Here is a 17,561-nt window from a genome sequence, read left to right as displayed (position 1 = left end):
AGTAAATGAAAAGGCGCCCGGTGGGGCGCCTTAAATTGAATTTTAGTTCTTGACAACTTTCTCTACCCATCGTTGCCTGTTGAACGTGGCCTCGAGGTAGTACACACCTTGTGGCAGGGATTGCAGATCGGAAAGATTGTAGTTGCTGGTGCCTGCCGGCAATGATGCCTGCACAGCCCGAATAACTTGGCCGGCATTATTTACCAACCGCAATGCAACTGTGCCCTTTTGCAACACATGAAACTGCAATGGGATTGTAGTTGTTACCGGGTTTACCAGCAAGGTCATTTTTTCGCCATTGCTTCGATTTAGGAAAATAACCGACGAATACTGATAAGTACCATCCAGATCAACAGACTTGATTCGATAATAAAATGAGCCACCAACCTGGTGATCTTTATATTCGTATACCTGAGTGCCATCCAAGTTTCTGGCACGAACGGTAGCCACTGTTTTGTAGGTGATGCCATCTGTGCTTTTCTCTACCTGATAACTTTCAAGTTGCGACTCTTCGGACACTGTCCACTGCAGCAAATTATTTTGTTGCTGTTTTTGGCCTTTGAAAGAATTGAATGTTACGGGCAGCGCGGAGAGTTCAAGGAGGGGTGAATCAAAAATGCCCTTGCCATGTGTAACAGCACGCAACTTTTTACTGTCGGCCGTAGCACCAGGTGCCACAACCAAATCAATTACATAAGTGGCATCCCAAAAGCCGTTTCCGTAATCAAGCCAGGTTGCACCCGCATCAGGGCTTACATATACACCCAAATCTGAACCAGCATAGATAATGTTTGGATTGTTGGGATCGAGCAGTACTGTATTGATGGGCACATCCGGCAACATGCCTGTGCCCAAAGGCGCCCAAGTTGTTCCACCGTTTTTAGTAACGTAAACATGATCCGTTCCAAAACCACCTACCGCAGCATACACGATCTCGTCGTTCGTAGGATGAATGGCGAAATCCATCACAAAGCGATCCGGAAGGTTGGAGGTTACTTTTGTTTTTGCAAAAGCTTGGGCAGTTTGTGATCCGTTCGTTATTTTCCAAACATTTGCTGGTGGATTATAATAAAGGTTGTCATCACCATAACTCACTTGCGCCAGAGGGGAAAGCGATATATAAAGCTTGTCTGCATTTGTAGGCGAAACGGCTAAGGCTAAAGCTGTTTTATAGTTCTGCTCAATAGGCTTCGTCATCGTAGTTGGTCCATCCCTATCGAAGGTAGCTCCGCTATTGATACTAACATGCAAATTATCGGAAGCCACATACATGATTGCAGGATTGGCAGCACTCACAGCCATTGGCGCCATGAAACCGGTACGGGCATCAGCATCATGCGTTTGACCAAGATTAGATAAGCGTGAATTAAACGCATGGCCTTTATTAGTAGATTGAAGAATGTTGCGGGCATCACGTGATGCTACAACGATGTCATCACCTCCAGGTTTAAACATACTCGGTCCGCCATCGCCAGTTATTACCCTTGCCCAGGCAGTTCCATTAAACCGGATGGTGTTATTATCCTGAAGCCCGCCAATAAATATCTGGCTTACCTGCGACTGAGCAGACGGTCCGTAAAACTGGTGTACCTGCAGGCCACCGTTACAAGAAGTAAAACTTGTTCCATTGTTCGTTGTACGGAAAATCCCTCCATCGCTGGCAACATAGAATTCTGTTCCACTTCCGGCTACATACTCTACATCATGTACATCGTCGTGAACATATGTGCTAGGACCTTCTTGGTCGCCAGCATTTTTGTATCCGTTGTTTGGGTTTGAAGTGGTTGAAGTCGTTGTATACATATAAGCCGCACCGTTGCCGATCTGTGTCATTGATGTACCGCCCAATGTATACTTGTACAATTGCACACCTGCTAATACAAACTGCGAAGTGGTGACCGGATTGATTTCAACATCGTGGGCAAACCAAAATTGATCACTTGGACCCGTAAAATTGGTGCCGGGTTGTGCGGTCCAGGTTGCACCAAAATCGGTGGAGGAATAAAGCTGCTGAGTTGATGCACCTCCAACGCTGGCAAGCAGCCTGCCACCACCTACATCAAATTTGATAAAGCCCCGAAATGTTGGTAGTCCACCAGTTGTTCCAGTAGACACTTTGGTAAAACTGGAGCCGCCATTTGTTGATCGCCAAACACCTTTATCCGTGTTTACCAAATTACCTGCTGCCACAACAATTGTGTTGCTATTAGCAGGGTCGATTGCAACGTCAGAAACATATATTTTATCCCAAATTTTCGCCCATGTTAATCCCGCATCCAACGACCGGTATAACCCATTAGTAGCACATGCATACACTTTACTAGGATTATTAGGATCAAACCTGATTTGTTGGATTCCGAACAGATCGTCCATATCGCTTGACAACACTTTGGTCCAGGTATTACCACCATCGGCACTACGCAATATGCCAATGCCGTAAGTGCCTCTTGACCGCCAAACGTTAAAACCTATGTTCCCCAACTGATTGTTCTGATAGCTGGTACTGCCAACGGTTTTCGACAGGCTTTGAACACGATAAACTTCTCCAGTGCCCGCCAGCAAAACCTGGGTATTTGTAGGATGATAAACTAATGCAGAAACGCCCAATACAGGAAAACCTGTGGGAACGGGCCGCCAAGCAGTGGCACCCTCTCCGCTAACATCAGTACGCCAGATACCACCACTTGCGCTTCCGGCAAATATAGTCCGCTTTCCATTGGCGTTTAAGTTTGGATTAATTGCCAGACACAGGACACGGCCACCGAAAATCTTTGGGCCAAATGCTGTCCAACTACCAAAACCACCTGTACCACTGACAGTTCCAGCAACTGTTTCTTGAACTGGAGACAAGCCTTTCAGCTTATTGCCCATCAATATTTCCTTAGCATTGTTACCGCTGGTTGATTTGCTTAGCAATTGTTGCGTGTAAGCTTTTAATGCCAGGTGCTGTTCCCAAGATCGCTCATATTTTTGCGCAAGCCCCTGCGGGTTGGGATAGCCTTTACTCAAAAACCAGGTGCCCAGTTGCTGATACACACCTGCCAATTTATTTTCATCCCGCTCTTCCTCATATTCTTCCTCATCTGATTCTATAGATTGTGACCATTGGTTCCACAAAAAGGCGCTGGAGGCCAACAACACAATTACGCTGGTTATACTTACGAACCGCACTACACTCCTGTTCATAGTTCTTCTTAGGATAATTTGGATTTGGATCTAACTAACAATAAACGATATAATATTCCTTACTGCTTTATCAACTTCATTTGTTTTATTTCAGTGGATGTTTGCAGTTTCACCATGTACATGCCCGGTTTCAAGCCGGCAATACCATCCAGAGCAATGCGGTTCCATCCCTTGTTCAGGGCAACCTGCTGTTTGCTGATCACACTTCCGTTAAGTTGGTGAATTGTTACGACTGCACCGGTTGCCTGGTGATATTTCAGGGATAATACCGCTTCATCCTTTGCCGGATTGGGAGTTAAATGTATGGCGCCGTCAATATCGGTGAGGTCAATGCCCTTTATTTCACTGTATTCATATTTACCTGAAACGTCTTGCATCAATAACCGGTATGTAACCCTGCCGGTGCCCGGCTGGCCATCTGTAAAACTATATTGCTTTGATGTTGCAGCCAATGCCTCATTTGCGGTCACTACACCAATATTGCTCCAGTTTTTCCGGTCACTGCTTCGTTCAACTACAAAGCGATACCAGCTTTTAATACCGTTTATGGTCCAATGCAAGCGTACAGACTGGCGCTCTTCCCTTTCCAATGAAAGTTTAGCAGCTGCAGACGACAACACCGTTTTGTCAACTGTTACCAGATAGTCCTCCACTTCACCATCAGGAAAGTAACCGGTGGCATTATTTACACCCATATTATTGGACTTCGAAGTAATCCGTATCCGCAAATAGGTCACCGCTCCATCTTGCAGCGTGTTAGACAAACCCTGCCAAAACAAACTCAGGCGCTGCATAGATGCGCTGCTGGGCACATCCTGCACAATTCCCTCTGATGGGTCGAATACATTATTCTTATTAAAGTCGAGCCACGCAACAATAGTGGCTACTGTTCCGGTGTTGTTAAACACATCAACCTCCGTAAGATAATTAGTACTTGTAGTGAGCAGCGTAACATACCGCAATCCATCTTCATCTCCTCCATCTGCATCTGCATTTACATAGGCATTTGCCGATGGTTCCTTAACCCATTCCAAGTCCAGAGTACTGCCAATGCGTAAGTTGGCCTTTACCTCATGGGCTGCCTGATTTCGATTGCTCCCTTCATACACAAAAGGCGCATCGCCAAAATCCATTTTCGGACGGAACGGTTCCGAAGCGTCGCCGGCACTACCCACCCAGGCTGGCCCGCTCAACACCGTAATGGTTTTAGCCTGTCCAAGTTTGCCGTTACCGTCGTAGCGAATCAAATTATTGCGCACAGCCCAAAGGTTTCCGTAATAATCCAATCCGGCCTGCCCAGAGTATACTGCTCCAACAGTTGTACCGGCCGGATTAGTATATTGAACCGTATCACCTGTTAATAAATTGATATGGTGAAATGCGCTGTTTGCATAGCGATAGGTCGATGTGGTTGTGCCAGTTCTAGCCGTATTAAAATCAATCAATACGCCATCTTTAATAAGAAAATCACCCCAATCGTGTGCAGCTGTATTGGTAGTACCTACATAGGCCGGCATGGCCCATACCTGGTATCCCCGGTAGCCGGCAAAGCTAGAAACAGCTGTATCTGGAATGTCAATTCGGTAAACTATGCTTTCCCTTGATGTATAAGTATCCGGATTTGTACTAAAGTTGGTATGATATCCACCTTCAACACCTAAATATAATGCTCCGTCATAAAAAGCCGCAGCACCCGATTGAATACCCTGTTCAAATGTGGGTATACCCATTAGGGTTTCTACATCGCCAATCGTTTGAATAACATCTGTATTAAAATTGTATCGTTTCAATGTTTTTACGGTACTATCAGAGCCGCTTCTTTCCGCTATGTAATACAACAACCGATGCTTGTGGTCATAAGCGAATGAATTGATGTAACCATTTGTACTATATTGTGCATCGGTGAACAAGTGCCAAGCTCTTCCCAACGTATCCATCATATATGCCGACTGGTTATCAGGGGTAACTAAAAAATACGGCAACTGGCCAGCTATTGGCTCCAACTCAGGCACTTGGTAATAATTCATTGGGAAATTGCCATCGGGAACACAGGCATTTACCCGTGACAACCAAAAAGAAGGGTCGGATCCGATTGTAGGAATCGTTAATACAATTTGCTTTACCGGCCCGTTGATATTTACCCTAACTGTGGCATTGTTTGTATTCGATGCAGCATTTGTGCTTATTGAGGTAACATATGCAGCAGTACCCCCATTACCCGACACTGGCGTATTGGTACCATTATTCGGTGTCAGGCTTACAGCTACCAGCGTATTTGCAGCATTCCTAGCTGCAAAGTTGATCCGCTGACCGCCATCAATATCGTACAGCACAAAAGCAACATTGCTGACTTCCTTATCAAAATTCAACGTAATTGTTTGATTGTTTGCAGATGGCGTAAATTGCGCATCGGCACCGCCAAAACCTGCCTGGTCGCCGGTATGGGATGTATTTTCACCTTTAACCATGCCAACAGCGGATGTTGTAAAAGTTAAACCCGTCCGGCCAATGGCAAAGCGTTGTACCGTTTCCTGCAAATCGTTGATATAGCCACCAGTCGGCCCATTGCTGTTGTGGCCATAAGGCGCCGAACGGCTACTACTAATGTAATAGTAATCACGCTGGTCCCAATTCAAAACAGAACTGGTGCACTGCGCATGCACCCCGATAAATCCAACAAGGCCCAGCAGCCCGGCAAGGAGGGTAAACAATTTTTTCATAAGATGGATACGGTTCGGTTTATTGGATATTTGGATAACTGATGGACACTAAACGTCACACATAACAATTAACAACAAATCCGGAAAGCATAAAGAGAAGGAATGTAACTAAAGAGGATAAAACAGGTAGTTACCACCTACAATTCATACGATAACGGATTCGGAATGCTAAAGTGCAACAAAATTAATGCACAGCCAAAACTTACATTAATTTTTTATAAGTTTTCCTGCTTATTACTAAGCACTTTTCCTTAAATACGGATAGGGGTAAGTAGCTTTACGCAGTGCACATCGTAAAACTGCGATTACCCGTTTCGAAAGCTTACGCACCACAATAAAAAATCATATCAAAGCGGTTATTACCGTAAATGCCGGAGCCACAAAAGCACTAATGCAAGCCAACATGCCGCCATTAATTGCCGCTCCTTAACTTTAACCCCAATACACCATACAATGAGCAAACCCATCATAGGCATTTCCTGCGGCGACGTTAATGGCATCGGGCCCGAAGTGATCATCCAGGCACTGAGCGATGTTCGCATCCTGGAGCATTGCACACCGGTAATTTTCGCCTCGCATAAGCTGATCAATTTTTACCGCAAGGCCGCAGGCGAGCACAACCTGAATTACCAGACCATCAAAGACTTTTCCCGCATCAATCCAAAGCAGGTGGCGGTGTTCAACTGCTGGGAAGAAGACATTACCATCACGCCTGGCCAGCTTAATGAAACCGGTGGCCGCTATGCAGTGCAATCACTGATGGCCGCAGCCGAGGCGTTAAAAGCAGGACACATTCACGGGCTGGTAACAGCACCCCTGCACAAAAAAAATGTGCAGTCGGAAGCGTTTAACTATACCGGCCATACACCGTTTTTGAAAGACGTTGCTGGTACCAGCGATGTGCTGATGTTGATGTATTCCGAAATGCTGCGGGTGGGATTGGTTACGGAGCATGTGCCCCTGAAAGATGTGGCGCAGCATATTACAAAGCAAAGCATCATTTCCAAACTCAATATGCTGCACGGCAGCCTGCGTAAAGATTTTGGCATTGATAAGCCGCGCATTGCCGTGCTGGGCCTTAACCCGCATGCAGGCGACGAAGGCCTGATTGGTGCCGAAGAGGAAACCGTGATCAAACCGGCCATTAAAGAAATGAAACAGCACATGCTGGTGTATGGGCCTTATAGCGCCGATGCATTTTTTGCACGGGGCAGCTACCGCCAGTTCGATGCCGTGCTGGCTATGTACCACGACCAGGGATTGATTCCTTTCAAAACACTCGCTGGCGGCGAAGGCATTAATTTTTCTGCAGGTCTTCCTTTTGTCCGTACCTCACCCGACCACGGCACCGGCTTTGATATTGCGGGTAAAAACGTGGCAGATGCCGGGTCTTTTATTGCCGCTCTTTTTGGCTGTCTGGACATCATTGAGCAGCGTGCAGGTTATGAAGAACGCAACCGCAACCCGCTGCGCAAAATAACCGCCGAAGTGCTGAAAAACGTTGAAGACGAAAAGATCGAGCAACAAGACTATTAGGAATAACGGACAGACGAACAAGGAACAGATGAATGTTGAAGTTGAGTGATGAATTATTGATTATGAATTATTAATTATCGGGATTTCTTCCAGATTCATAATTCATAATTCTCATTCTGCGGTTCATCATTCCTTGTTCCTTGTTCGTTATTCTCAAAATTCAATTAAACACCCTTTCGTCAACAGGTTTATTGATTGCGTAGTTGGCATAAACCACCGTAATCACACCTTTCTGGTCTTTGGGTGGTGCAGGCTTTTTGGTGCCGCCTTTATCATACTCCATAGCAATGCCCTTCGGCAATTTGTATTCCCGCGTATTGAAGGTAAATATCACTTTATCGGGCAGGCCCCAGGTAGCGTAGCGGCCGTAGCTCAGGTCCACTTCATAGCTGCCGTTGTTGCGGGTGGTTACCTGCGCTTTGTGCACCAGTTCCTTTTTTACATCAATATACAGTGTGCTCAAAACCACGTCGGAGTTGGCATCCAGCGGCAACAGTTTTACAATGCGCACCGGCGTGCCCCGCACCACTGCATTGCCCGCACCAATGGCGGTGGAGTTTTCATTACCCAACAGCGTTGAAAAATTAATGCTGATGCCGCCTTTAGGTAAAATAGAAAGCCCATCTCCTTTTTTAATCGCAAACTGGTCGGGCTTTTTAAAATAAGCCGTGATGCCCGATGCCGGCGCTTTGATGAATGCAGCATCAATGGTGAGTGTGCCGGTGGCCTGGTAGGTGTTTACCTGATCAAGCCTGGCTTTAACTGCACGGATCAGCGCCGCTTCATCCTGCGCATGCAACAGTGTGCAACAAAGAAGGAGTAAGGTTAACAATTGAAACTTTTTCATGTACATATTTTGCAGTCCCGCGTCTTTTACAACAACACCCAATGGCATAGACGATTGAAGATGATAAAAGGATTATCCACTTACGATAAAATATCTTTTTTCCGAAACACAAAGATCGTTATCGATACAAAGGCGATGATATGCCCCAGCAGCATCAGCGCCGACTTTAACAGTTCGCTGTAATCCACCGGGTCTTCAAAAAAACCTTTCCAGTTGAGCATATGGTTGGTAAACAAATAAGGTTTCAACACGTTGAAAAATGGAATGTCCATTGTGGTGAGAATGGTAAAAAGGATAATGATGCTCATGGTGGAAATAATGGGCCCAATGCTGTTTTCAGCAAACACCGATAGGAGAAAAGCCAGTGCCGCCACGGTGGTCATGGCCAGCACCGCAAAACCAAATGCACCGGCATAACGCCACATTACATCGTGCTGCGGCAGGATCAACAGCATGTCGCTTTTAAACACCATCAAATCGCTTTTACCAAATATCAACAGCGATACAAACAAGGACAGCACCGCCATAAAAAATAGGAGGCTTACCGTGTAAATAGTTGATGCAGCAAATTTGCTCAACACCAACTGTGTGCGGCTTACCGGCTTTGCAGCCAGCAGGCGCAGCGTGCCCATGTTTGCCTCACCGGCAATGGCATCGCCGGCCACCAGTGCAATGAGCAAGGGCACATGCACCAGCAGCGTTTGCAGTATGGTGTAGCAAACAAAATAGCCGTTGAGTTTTTTGCCTTCAATGGCAAATGTTTCGGCTACCGATTGCATCACAAACTGCAAATACGTTTCGCCATCTACATACAACGCAAGTTGCACCAGCGCAATGATGGCGGCAATGGCCGCAAACGAAATATAGGTACGCGGTTTTTTAAAAATTTTGAACAGCTCAATGCTGGTAAGTTGCCACATGCCTGTTTTCGGTTGTAAGGGAAAGGAAATAGTTTTCCAGCGAATGCTGTGCCTGCAGTTGCAATACTTCGATGCCTGCTGCCACCAGTGCGGCGTTCAGTGCCGGCACTTTTTGCCCGTGCATTTGCAGTTGTATGCCATCTGCGTTGAGCAACAAAAACTGCTGCCAGTGCGATGTTTGCAGCCATTGCAACGCCGCGGCATCGTTGGTGGTTTGCAGCGCCACAATGGTATCGGCGGGGTTGAGTAAACTGCTCACACTGCCTTCGGCCACTTTTTTACCGCGGTCGATGATCAGCATTGAATCGGCAATGAGTTCCACTTCACTCAACAGGTGCGATGACACCAGCACCGTTTTGCCTTCGTTTTTACTCAGGTGCAAAATAAGGTTGCGGATATCAGCAATGCCCTGCGGGTCGAGGCCGTTGGTGGGCTCGTCGAGTATAATGAGTTGCGGGTTGTGGATCAGGGCGCAGGCAATGCCCAGCCGCTGTTTCATGCCCTGCGAAAATGTTTTTACCCGGCTTTGTGCCCGCTGCGTTAAACCCACTTGCTCCAATTGCTGCATCAGTTGCTGCCGGCCGGCATGTACGCCACTGAGGCGGGCCATGATGCGCAGGTTTTCGTATGCCGTGAGGTACGTGTACAAATCGGGGCGCTCAATAACAGCGCCCACCTGGCGCAGTATGGCGTGGCGGCTGCTGGTCAGGTTTTGCCCAAACAATTGCATGCGGCCCGAAGTGGGTTGCACCAAGGTAAGCAACATGCGGATGGTGGTGCTTTTGCCTGCGCCATTCTGGCCCAAAAAACCATACACTTCGCCTTTGGGCACGGCAAAAGAAAGCCCGTCCACTGCCCGCAAGGTGCCGAATTGTTTTACCAGGTTTTCAACGATGATAATGTGTTCTGTCATGTTATAAAAAGGTCCAACAATCGGGACCGGTTATCGTTCAAATGGAAAAAGTGGTATGGGACCACAACTGCCTTTTCCTGCTTTTTAATACAGTCTTTTTTATTGAAAAACTTTGATAAAAAATAGTTTTCAGCTACCTGCACAAGATAATTGCAAGCAATTGTAACAAACCTGATTCCTTCATCGCCCTTTTGTTACTGTTCACCGGCAAATGCCCCTATTTAAACGAAGGTCAGGCATTTACACTTGATAAAGCGGCGGGCACCTTTAGTAATTAACAGTAAAATAAATAAGTGAAAACACCTGTTTTATGGTTGAGCTGGCCTATATTTGCACCATCCAACTGAATAACCACCCAACGATCCTTAGAAATCTACCACGGGTGTTTTAAGAATAGTTTCCCTGCATTGTACAACGGCCAGAAACTGCGCTCATTCCCGCCATTCCCTCTTTCCTGAAAGCCAAAGGTTTTTGCAATCATTAATTCTATCGCATGATAAAAACTTTACGCAATCTATTGGCATGCGCATGTGCAGCCACAACCCTCGCAGCTTCGGCACAAACCATCAACCCGCTGGCGCCAGCATTGGGATTTAATGTAATGACCAGTGGCGATGTTACTGCTACCAGGGGCGACACCCACGGCCCGGTGGCCATCGGCGGCAACCTGATACTGAATGGCCAGACCATTTTTACGATGAACAATTCAGGTACCTTTCCCACCGGTGCAGAAAATAATACGGAGAACTTTGGAATGGTGATTGGCGGTAAAATTGTTTACAACAACGGAAACCAATCCCAAATCAATAAAGGTGTACTGCGTATCCGTAATACCGAAGGTTCAAAGCTTTGGTACAAAGACAACAACGGTGCTAATACCAATCTTAAACTCAATAAAGATGGCGCCGGTTTTGATGCAAATCCCTCGCTGATAGTTCAACGGCAACAAGCAGAAGGAAGTGCAACCTTACCAAACGGAATTGACTTTGGAGGCACCTTTGAAGATTTCAAAGATTATTCGGATTGGATCAATAGTTGGAATACCAATACAACTGCTTTGATCACGGGTGTCCTTAATAAAGTCAATATTCCAGGCTCGCAAAACCCAAAAATCAACCTGGTAAAAGATAAAATAAACTACATCAATCTTACCGGCGAACAGCTGAACGCATTAAGAGATCGCGGTTCCATTGATTTCGATAACAAAGCACCTGCTGCAGATCGCATCCTGGTCATAAACGTTCAGGCCCCGGGTCATTTTGCCTGGAAGACACCGAACTTCGCTGGCGTACAGGAAAGCAACGGTAGCTATATTATCTGGAATTTTCATGGCACCACTTCGCTTACACTGGGTGTGGATGGTGGCGAATCGACCTACGGAACTTTGTTTGCGCCATTGGCTGTGATTAACAAGGTGGGTGGCAACAATACCAACGGGCAGGTAGTTGCAAAATCAATAGACATTGCCTATGGCGAAATCCACTACTGGCCTTTTAAAGGATTCTTGCCCGAACTGATTGAAGAAACAACTCTCCCCCTCCGCGGTATGGAACTCTCCGCTGGCTTGCAGGATCAAAAAGCAAAGCTGACTTGGAAAGTACTGGGCGAAGCGGACATGGATCATTACATCGTAGAACGCAGCACCGATGGTAAAAACTTTACCAATGCTGCCATGGTGTTCAGTGCCGGCAACAACGAGCAGTTTACCTACCGCTTCAACGACGATCTGAAAAACGCAACAGCACCGGTAGTGTACTACCGCATCAAAGCGGTGGAAAACGGTGGCAAACTGTACTACTCCAACTATGTTACCGTACGTCTTTCCACACCGGTTACAGCGGCTGTACAGGCTTGGCCCAACCCATTCAAAGATGGCATTGCCATCAGCTACACTGCACCGGCAGCAGGCACCGTACAAGTACGGCTTAGCGATGCATCGGGCAAGGTGGTAAAATCGGCTGTGGCTGCAGTAAGCAAAGGAGCCAATCAAATCTCTCTTTTAGAACTGGCACAACTGGCACCGGGCCTCTACCTGCTGCAATTGTGGGATGCGGCAAACACCAACATTGCTACGATCAAGATCATGAAATAAAACTCTATAGTTGCTTAAAAAAAAGCTTTTGACTGGTAAGCAATACGTCGAACTTTAAGAGGTGTCATGCCGAACTTGTTTCGGCATCTCCTTCTAATAGCAGGATTTATGAAAGCATAAGGAGATGCCGAATGGAGTTCGGCATGACAGACACTAAAGGTGGGCAACTATCACGTGTTGCATCATTCAAAAGAAATAGTACATCAATACCAGTTTATACAAATTAAAAACCCTGCTCCATGTAGCAGGGTTTTTAATTTATGTACCAGCAAAAAATATCAAAGTTATCGCACCATCATGCCCTTCCTAAATAACCTTTCAGATCTTCCACATATTGCGCAAATGCATCAATGCCTTTGGCGGTGATCTTGCACAGGGTTTGCGGGTAGTTATCTTTGAATTGTTTGACCACTTCGATATAACCTGCTTCTTTTAGCTTTTGCACCTGCACACTCAGGTTGCCTGCAGTGGCACCGGTCTTTTCTTTTAAAAAAGTAAACTCGGCTTCCTGCACGCCAATCAGTAGCGACATAATGGCCAGCCTCAACTGCGAGTGTAATATAGGGTCCAGGTCTTTAAACATCCAGTGCTGCTTTTTCCTTTGTGTATCTGCTGCGCAAAATTAAGCCAGGAATGAGCCAGTTGCAGATGGCCGCCAAACCGCTAAACAACAGGTCTGTTTTGGAATTGGTAAACAAGGATGCAGCAAAAAAACAATAACACAACACCGCACCAACGATCATGGGCTTGAAGCGAAACGTAAGCCCTGTAACCAGCGTAGGAATTGCATAGAGCAATAAGAGCAATGAGCTGCTGCTGGCAATAAAATACCGGAACGGCACCTCTATACCGGTGATGGGCTCCCGCTCCACCACCTGCCGGCCTTCCTGCAACAACATTCTCTCGGTTATACCCGGCACCGCGTTGAAATAAAACATCAGCGCAAAAATCGACAGGCCAAACACCAGCCATACATTGTTCATGGCAGCCTGCATATGCGTAACCACATTGCGCTGCCGCGCCTCTTTTACCGAAATAAAAATCTGCGGCACAATGGCTACCAGGGCCAGCAGCCACACATCAAAACCAATGTAAAAATTCCATTGCCGTTCGGCAAAAGCCACCAGGCCGCAAAAGCCAATAACGCTGCCCCACAGTATGGACGATGTGCCCCGTTCGTGCACATCTTTTTTAGCCTTCTGGATCATCTCGGTAATGAGTTGCAGGCTTTGCTGCTCACTAATGGGCTGGTCGTACATGGGCGTTTTCATTTTTCAGTAAATGTCCGGGAATAATATAACTCAGTAGCAGTGCCACAGCGGTCAACAGCATTTGATAATCGTACGGCAGCCACGGGCAAATAGCCGCCAGCACCCAGTTGGCAATGCCGCCCAACACCATTGGTTTGAACCGCAAAATGCGGCCCGATACAAATGTGCCCAAACCATACAGGAGGATAAAGAACGGGTATGAATTCATCCATCCGGCAGGGCTGCTGGTAATGATCACCGATAAGATAAAAAACGAAAAACACATGCCCGTCCACAGGTTCGACATGCTTTCGCCAATGAAGGTGCGGGCCGATTTGTGGCGGTGTTTATTGGTGTAAATAATTGTAATAACAATGGCAGGTATGGTGATGGTCCACACCAGGTAATGATAGCGGTACTCAAAGATGGCCTTTAAAATAAACTGGCCCAAAATGGCTGCAAATGCAAGCCATCCCCAAAACAAAAAGTAAATGCGGTTTTCATGCATATTGCTTTTTGTTTTGGCAATCATGGCCTCAATCAATTCCAGGCTCTGGAGCGGCGTCATGGGTTGGTTCATGTGTAAACGCTTGAATGGACTTTGGGCAACTTACAACTGTTCGCTGTTTGTTGCCCAAAGCCGGTTGACTATTTTGCAAATTGACCTAAAAAATACTGCGCTGCAGGGCGGCCCCAGTGCGGGTGAATGCTGGTTTGCGGCTTGTGTGCATCCAGCCGTTTTACCGTTTCTTCAAACAGCTTTTTGGCTTCATCTTTACTGCCGCCAAATTGCTCCGGCGTATAAAATTTATCCTGTGCTTCCAACAGGGTTACACGCGGGTTGGCCGGGTCCAGCTCTTTTGCTTTTGCCAATGCACGGGCACCTTCCTGTCCATAGGTCATGTAGCGGTTCATGGGGTCGGCCATCATGCGCAGGTTAGCAATCATCTTGCGCACCACGTGCAGTTCGGCGTTATCGGTGGTCAGTGCAGCAGCTTTGTTCAACAAGCTTTCGGCACGGTCGGCAATAGGATCTGTTTTCGATGCATCGCCACCATTCATGTTGCCACCGGTCATCATCATACCGCCGTTTACCTGCGCCAGTGCCGCATAATAATACGGCAGCCATTGTGTTTTTTCGGCGTCGGCAATGCGTTCAAAATCGTTGGCCAGTGCAGTGAGGCCGTTCACGCTAAACGTAGTATCAAACGCTGCTACTTTTTGCTGCATGGCAGCTATAAACCGATCGCTTTGTGCCTGCACGGCACCATAAAAAAACAGGAGGAGCAGCAAGGAATAAACCTTTTTCATGTTGGTATTTTTAAATGTGGTGATGTCAATTTTTATTTTATAAAAAGCAGTTCATTCGTGGTCGCGTTGGGCCAGCAGCTTTTGGTATTCGCGTTCTACATTGTTGGTTTTGGGCGCCACAAAAGCACCCATGTAGTGAAACAGCACGCCAATGCCCCAACCCAACATGGGCCATACCGGCCAAGGCAAACCGCTGTTGTACCGCGGGCCATTGGAGGCAAACCAAACTAGCCAGAAAAAGGCCGAAAAAATAAGGTAGGTAACTAAATGCCCGCGGAACGAAGCCCGGCGCTTGGCCAGTTCCCATAACTGCGGGTCGCGTGGCGTGTTGGTGTGTTGTGTTTCCATGTATGTATTTTTTGCTGGTAAAAAATGGAGGGTAAAAAATGTGGTTTACAAATTACTGTTGATCACTTCCTGGCTGCGGTCTACACCAAACGAAATGAATGCGCCGATAAAAATAAACCTGCGGCTGGGTGGCAGTATGGGCTCAAACCGCTGCCCGTTGAACGAATACCTGCGGCCATACTCCTGGTCGAAGCCGAACACATTGCTCACCGAAAGCACCAATACAGTAAACTTTTGCGCATTGGCCTTGCCCAGGTTGGGGAGGTAATTGAGGCTAAAGCTCACGTTGTGATACGGCGGTGTTTCGCCACGATCCACAAACTTCGTGTGCCCGGCGCCGTTAGGTGCAATAAAAAAGAAAGGCCGCGGGCTACTGAAATTATACGCTGCGTTGAAACCTGTTTTCCATGCCGTAACAAAACGTTTCATTACAACCGACGCCGTGTGCCGCGCTGCAAAATTGGGCTGTATGGAAGTGGGGTAATCGAGGAAATCACGCTTGGTGTCGAGGAAAGAATACGAGATCCAGTAATCAAGGTTGCGCACCGTTTTTTTATCGCGCCAAAATGCTTCAAAGCCTTTGGCATATCCAAAGCCGCCATTGCTGATAGCCATGCCGCGGGTTTGTTCCGTTCTTGTTTTCACCAGGTTGTCGTAGTCTTTGTAAAACACCTCCAGCCGCAACGTACGATCGCTGGCTATGCGCTGGTATTGCGCTATATAGTGCGTTGCTTTTGCAAACAACAAACTTGACGGACCATTGAGGTAACGCGTTTCGGGATTTTGATAAAATTGTCCATACGCCAGCGATGCTTGCCCGTTGGTGCCCACCTTGTAAGCCAATGACAAACGTGGCGCCCAATTGGTGCGTTGCAGCAGGCTGCTGTGCTCGGCACGGGCACCCATTTTTGCAGCCAGGTTGTTGGTGAGGTACATATCCGCTTCGGCAAAGGCTGCGGTTAACCCATCGGTAATGGCGCCGCCTAGTTTGTCGCCGTTGTACAATGTAAATTGCGGCTCTTCTTCGCTGCGGTTGTACTCGGCACCCATACGTAGTGCACTAAGCCCGCGCAGCTTTTTTTCAAACACCAGCTTGCTGTTGAAAAACCGGCTCCGGTTATTCCAGCCCATATTTTTATACTCCATGCCCTGCACCAGCACTTCCTGCTGCTTGCCGTTGGCAAGGGCCATTACTGCTGTATCACGGTTATAGGTAAACGAAGTGCCAATGTTTACTTTCCAGCCGTGGCCCAGCACCTCGCGATAAGACAGGTTGTGGTAGGTATTTTCATTGCGCAGCCGAAACAGGTCGTTGAACCCCAACGTATCGAGGCTATTGGTGGTAAAACCAAGGTCGCTCCAGTTGAAATAACCATAGTATTTCAGCATGCCCGTTGCCGATGTTTTAATTCGGAAGTTGGCATCGGCGTTGTGGAAAATGGGCATTTTAAAAAAGTCCTGGCGCTGTTTGATCACGGCAAATGCGGGCCGCAGGTCGCTGTAGGAATAGTTGCCGCCCCAGGACCATTTTTTATTCTTAGCCAGTTGCTGGTAACCGCCACTCAGGCCAATGGCCGAAATGCCCACAGTGGCGGATGTTTCCTCCGGCAGGTCGATGCTCTCGAGAATAAGTGCCGATGACAGTGCCTGCCCGTACAACGCCGAATAACCGCCGGTGCTGAACACAGTGCCTTTAAAAATAAACGGCGAAAAGCGGCTGCGTTGCGCCACGTTGGGCACCGATGAGAAAAAGAAATTATTCACCAGCGTGCCATCGATGAAGGTTTTGGTTTCGGCAGCGGTACCGCCCCGCACAAAAAGTCCTTCGCTTTCGCCCACCTGCTGGGCACCGGGCAGCGTTTTCAATGCGCCGGTTACATCGCCTTCACCCGATGCGGTAGTGGCAATATCAATGGCGCTGAGCACCGTGCCCTTTTTGCGGTCCGATGCTTCGAACGAACCGGCAGAAATCACCACGGCCGACAGTTCGGTGATGGCCTCTTTCAAAACAATGGCGATGGGCGCCTGCGAACCTGCCAGGTTCAGTTGCTTTTCGCCGGTTTTATAACCAATAGCGGAAACGGTAAGGAGATGTGCACCTCTTTCCGAAGTGGTAAATGAAAATGAACCGGTGCTGTCGGTGGTGGCGCCATCGTAGCTGTCTTTCAGCGAAACGCTGGCACCTGCCACCGGCCGCGATTTGGCGTCTTTTACGGTGCCGCTGAGCGTTGTTTGCGCAGCGGCTTGCAGTGTAAAAAAAACGCAGAGTAAGAGCAGCAGGGGTTTCATTTTAGTGCAATTGTAGAACAAACGTAAAGTAGTTTATTTTATAAACCAATTTTTATAAGAAATATTTTTTATGCTTCCGACCCCCAATTATTGGCGTGTTGCCTTTTCGAATTGTTGGAACGTCGTGCCGAATCCCATTACATTAAGGA

General features: G+C 47.3%; 13 protein-coding genes. 2 read left to right on the top strand and 11 right to left on the bottom strand.

Annotated features, from left to right (window positions below):
• Positions 1–42: 42 nt before the first annotated feature.
• The gene (locus tag DRJ53_RS11110) at positions 43–3,186 is read right to left on the bottom strand and encodes a T9SS type A sorting domain-containing protein (protein WP_114235704.1); all 3,144 of its coding nucleotides are present in this window, start codon (positions 3,184–3,186) and stop codon (positions 43–45) included.
• Positions 3,187–3,245: 59 nt separating this feature from the next.
• Positions 3,246–5,822, bottom strand: a complete 2,577-nt coding sequence (locus tag DRJ53_RS11105; RefSeq protein ID WP_162303856.1) for a T9SS type A sorting domain-containing protein — start codon at positions 5,820–5,822, stop codon at positions 3,246–3,248.
• 537 nt (positions 5,823–6,359) lie between these two features.
• Here DRJ53_RS11105 and pdxA point away from each other — a divergent pair.
• Complete coding sequence (pdxA, locus tag DRJ53_RS11100; RefSeq protein WP_114235702.1) at positions 6,360–7,442, top strand: 4-hydroxythreonine-4-phosphate dehydrogenase PdxA; 1,083 nt, start codon at positions 6,360–6,362, stop codon at positions 7,440–7,442.
• Positions 7,443–7,602: 160 nt separating this feature from the next.
• On the opposite strand, the gene DRJ53_RS11095 is transcribed toward pdxA, so the two are convergent.
• From DRJ53_RS11095 to DRJ53_RS11085, 3 genes are all read right to left on the bottom strand, one after another.
• On the bottom strand, positions 7,603–8,289 hold the full coding sequence (locus DRJ53_RS11095) for a LolA family protein (protein WP_123893512.1): 687 nt from the start codon (positions 8,287–8,289) through the stop codon (positions 7,603–7,605).
• Between the two features lie 80 nt (positions 8,290–8,369).
• Positions 8,370–9,209 carry an ABC transporter permease gene (locus tag DRJ53_RS11090; RefSeq protein WP_114235700.1) on the bottom strand — a complete coding sequence of 280 codons (840 nt, stop codon included), beginning with the start codon at positions 9,207–9,209 and terminating at the stop codon, positions 8,370–8,372.
• The gene (locus DRJ53_RS11085; protein ID WP_114235699.1) at positions 9,187–10,122 is read right to left on the bottom strand and encodes an ABC transporter ATP-binding protein; all 936 of its coding nucleotides are present in this window, start codon (positions 10,120–10,122) and stop codon (positions 9,187–9,189) included. Before DRJ53_RS11085 ends, DRJ53_RS11090 begins: the two co-directional genes overlap by 23 nt.
• A gap of 493 nt (positions 10,123–10,615) precedes the next feature.
• Between DRJ53_RS11085 and DRJ53_RS11080 the strand changes: the two genes are divergently transcribed.
• The gene (locus DRJ53_RS11080) at positions 10,616–12,214 is read left to right on the top strand and encodes a collagen-binding domain-containing protein (protein ID WP_114235698.1); all 1,599 of its coding nucleotides are present in this window, start codon (positions 10,616–10,618) and stop codon (positions 12,212–12,214) included.
• Positions 12,215–12,509: 295 nt separating this feature from the next.
• On the opposite strand, the gene DRJ53_RS11075 is transcribed toward DRJ53_RS11080, so the two are convergent.
• The 6 genes from DRJ53_RS11075 to DRJ53_RS11050 all read right to left on the bottom strand — a co-directional run bounded on the left by DRJ53_RS11075 (position 12,510) and on the right by DRJ53_RS11050 (position 17,412).
• Complete coding sequence (locus DRJ53_RS11075) at positions 12,510–12,797, bottom strand: winged helix-turn-helix domain-containing protein (protein ID WP_114235697.1); 288 nt, start codon at positions 12,795–12,797, stop codon at positions 12,510–12,512.
• Complete coding sequence (locus DRJ53_RS11070; RefSeq protein WP_114235696.1) at positions 12,790–13,485, bottom strand: hypothetical protein; 696 nt, start codon at positions 13,483–13,485, stop codon at positions 12,790–12,792. The genes DRJ53_RS11075 and DRJ53_RS11070 overlap by 8 nt, the downstream gene beginning before the upstream one ends.
• Positions 13,454–14,044 (bottom strand): hypothetical protein, encoded by a 591-nt coding sequence (locus DRJ53_RS11065; protein WP_114235695.1) that lies wholly within the window; start codon positions 14,042–14,044, stop codon positions 13,454–13,456. Before DRJ53_RS11065 ends, DRJ53_RS11070 begins: the two co-directional genes overlap by 32 nt.
• Positions 14,045–14,112: 68 nt before the next feature.
• Positions 14,113–14,775: a hypothetical protein gene (locus DRJ53_RS11060; RefSeq protein ID WP_114235694.1), complete on the bottom strand. Its 663-nt coding sequence runs from the start codon at positions 14,773–14,775 to the stop codon at positions 14,113–14,115.
• A 51-nt stretch (positions 14,776–14,826) separates the two neighbouring features.
• Complete coding sequence (locus tag DRJ53_RS11055) at positions 14,827–15,123, bottom strand: 2TM domain-containing protein (protein WP_114235693.1); 297 nt, start codon at positions 15,121–15,123, stop codon at positions 14,827–14,829.
• A 45-nt stretch (positions 15,124–15,168) separates the two neighbouring features.
• Positions 15,169–17,412 (bottom strand): TonB-dependent receptor, encoded by a 2,244-nt coding sequence (locus tag DRJ53_RS11050; RefSeq protein ID WP_114235692.1) that lies wholly within the window; start codon positions 17,410–17,412, stop codon positions 15,169–15,171.
• Positions 17,413–17,561 lie beyond the last annotated feature (149 nt).

It is taken from the genome of Paracnuella aquatica, assembly GCF_003332885.2.
GTDB lineage: Bacteria > Bacteroidota > Bacteroidia > Chitinophagales > Chitinophagaceae > Flavisolibacter > Flavisolibacter aquaticus.
Note: the sequence above shows the minus strand (reverse complement) of the source record. Positions and strands in the feature narration are given on the sequence as shown.

Excerpts from the sequence above, each read along its gene's own strand:
- DRJ53_RS11095 (WP_123893512.1), bottom strand. The coding sequence starts at position 8,289 with ATGAAAAAGTTTCAATTGTTAACCTTACTCCTTCTTTGTTGCACACTG.
- DRJ53_RS11070 (WP_114235696.1), bottom strand. The coding sequence starts at position 13,485 with ATGAAAACGCCCATGTACGACCAGCCCATTAGTGAGCAGCAAAGCCTG.
- DRJ53_RS11055 (WP_114235693.1), bottom strand. The coding sequence starts at position 15,123 with ATGGAAACACAACACACCAACACGCCACGCGACCCGCAGTTATGGGAA.
- DRJ53_RS11110 (WP_114235704.1), bottom strand. The coding sequence starts at position 3,186 with ATGAACAGGAGTGTAGTGCGGTTCGTAAGTATAACCAGCGTAATTGTG.
- DRJ53_RS11080 (WP_114235698.1), top strand. The coding sequence starts at position 10,616 with ATGATAAAAACTTTACGCAATCTATTGGCATGCGCATGTGCAGCCACA.
- DRJ53_RS11090 (WP_114235700.1), bottom strand. The coding sequence starts at position 9,209 with ATGTGGCAACTTACCAGCATTGAGCTGTTCAAAATTTTTAAAAAACCG.
- DRJ53_RS11060 (WP_114235694.1), bottom strand. The coding sequence starts at position 14,775 with ATGAAAAAGGTTTATTCCTTGCTGCTCCTCCTGTTTTTTTATGGTGCC.
- DRJ53_RS11085 (WP_114235699.1), bottom strand. The coding sequence starts at position 10,122 with ATGACAGAACACATTATCATCGTTGAAAACCTGGTAAAACAATTCGGC.
- DRJ53_RS11065 (WP_114235695.1), bottom strand. The coding sequence starts at position 14,044 with ATGAACCAACCCATGACGCCGCTCCAGAGCCTGGAATTGATTGAGGCC.
- DRJ53_RS11075 (WP_114235697.1), bottom strand. The coding sequence starts at position 12,797 with ATGTTTAAAGACCTGGACCCTATATTACACTCGCAGTTGAGGCTGGCC.
- DRJ53_RS11050 (WP_114235692.1), bottom strand. The coding sequence starts at position 17,412 with ATGAAACCCCTGCTGCTCTTACTCTGCGTTTTTTTTACACTGCAAGCC.
- pdxA (WP_114235702.1), top strand. The coding sequence starts at position 6,360 with ATGAGCAAACCCATCATAGGCATTTCCTGCGGCGACGTTAATGGCATC.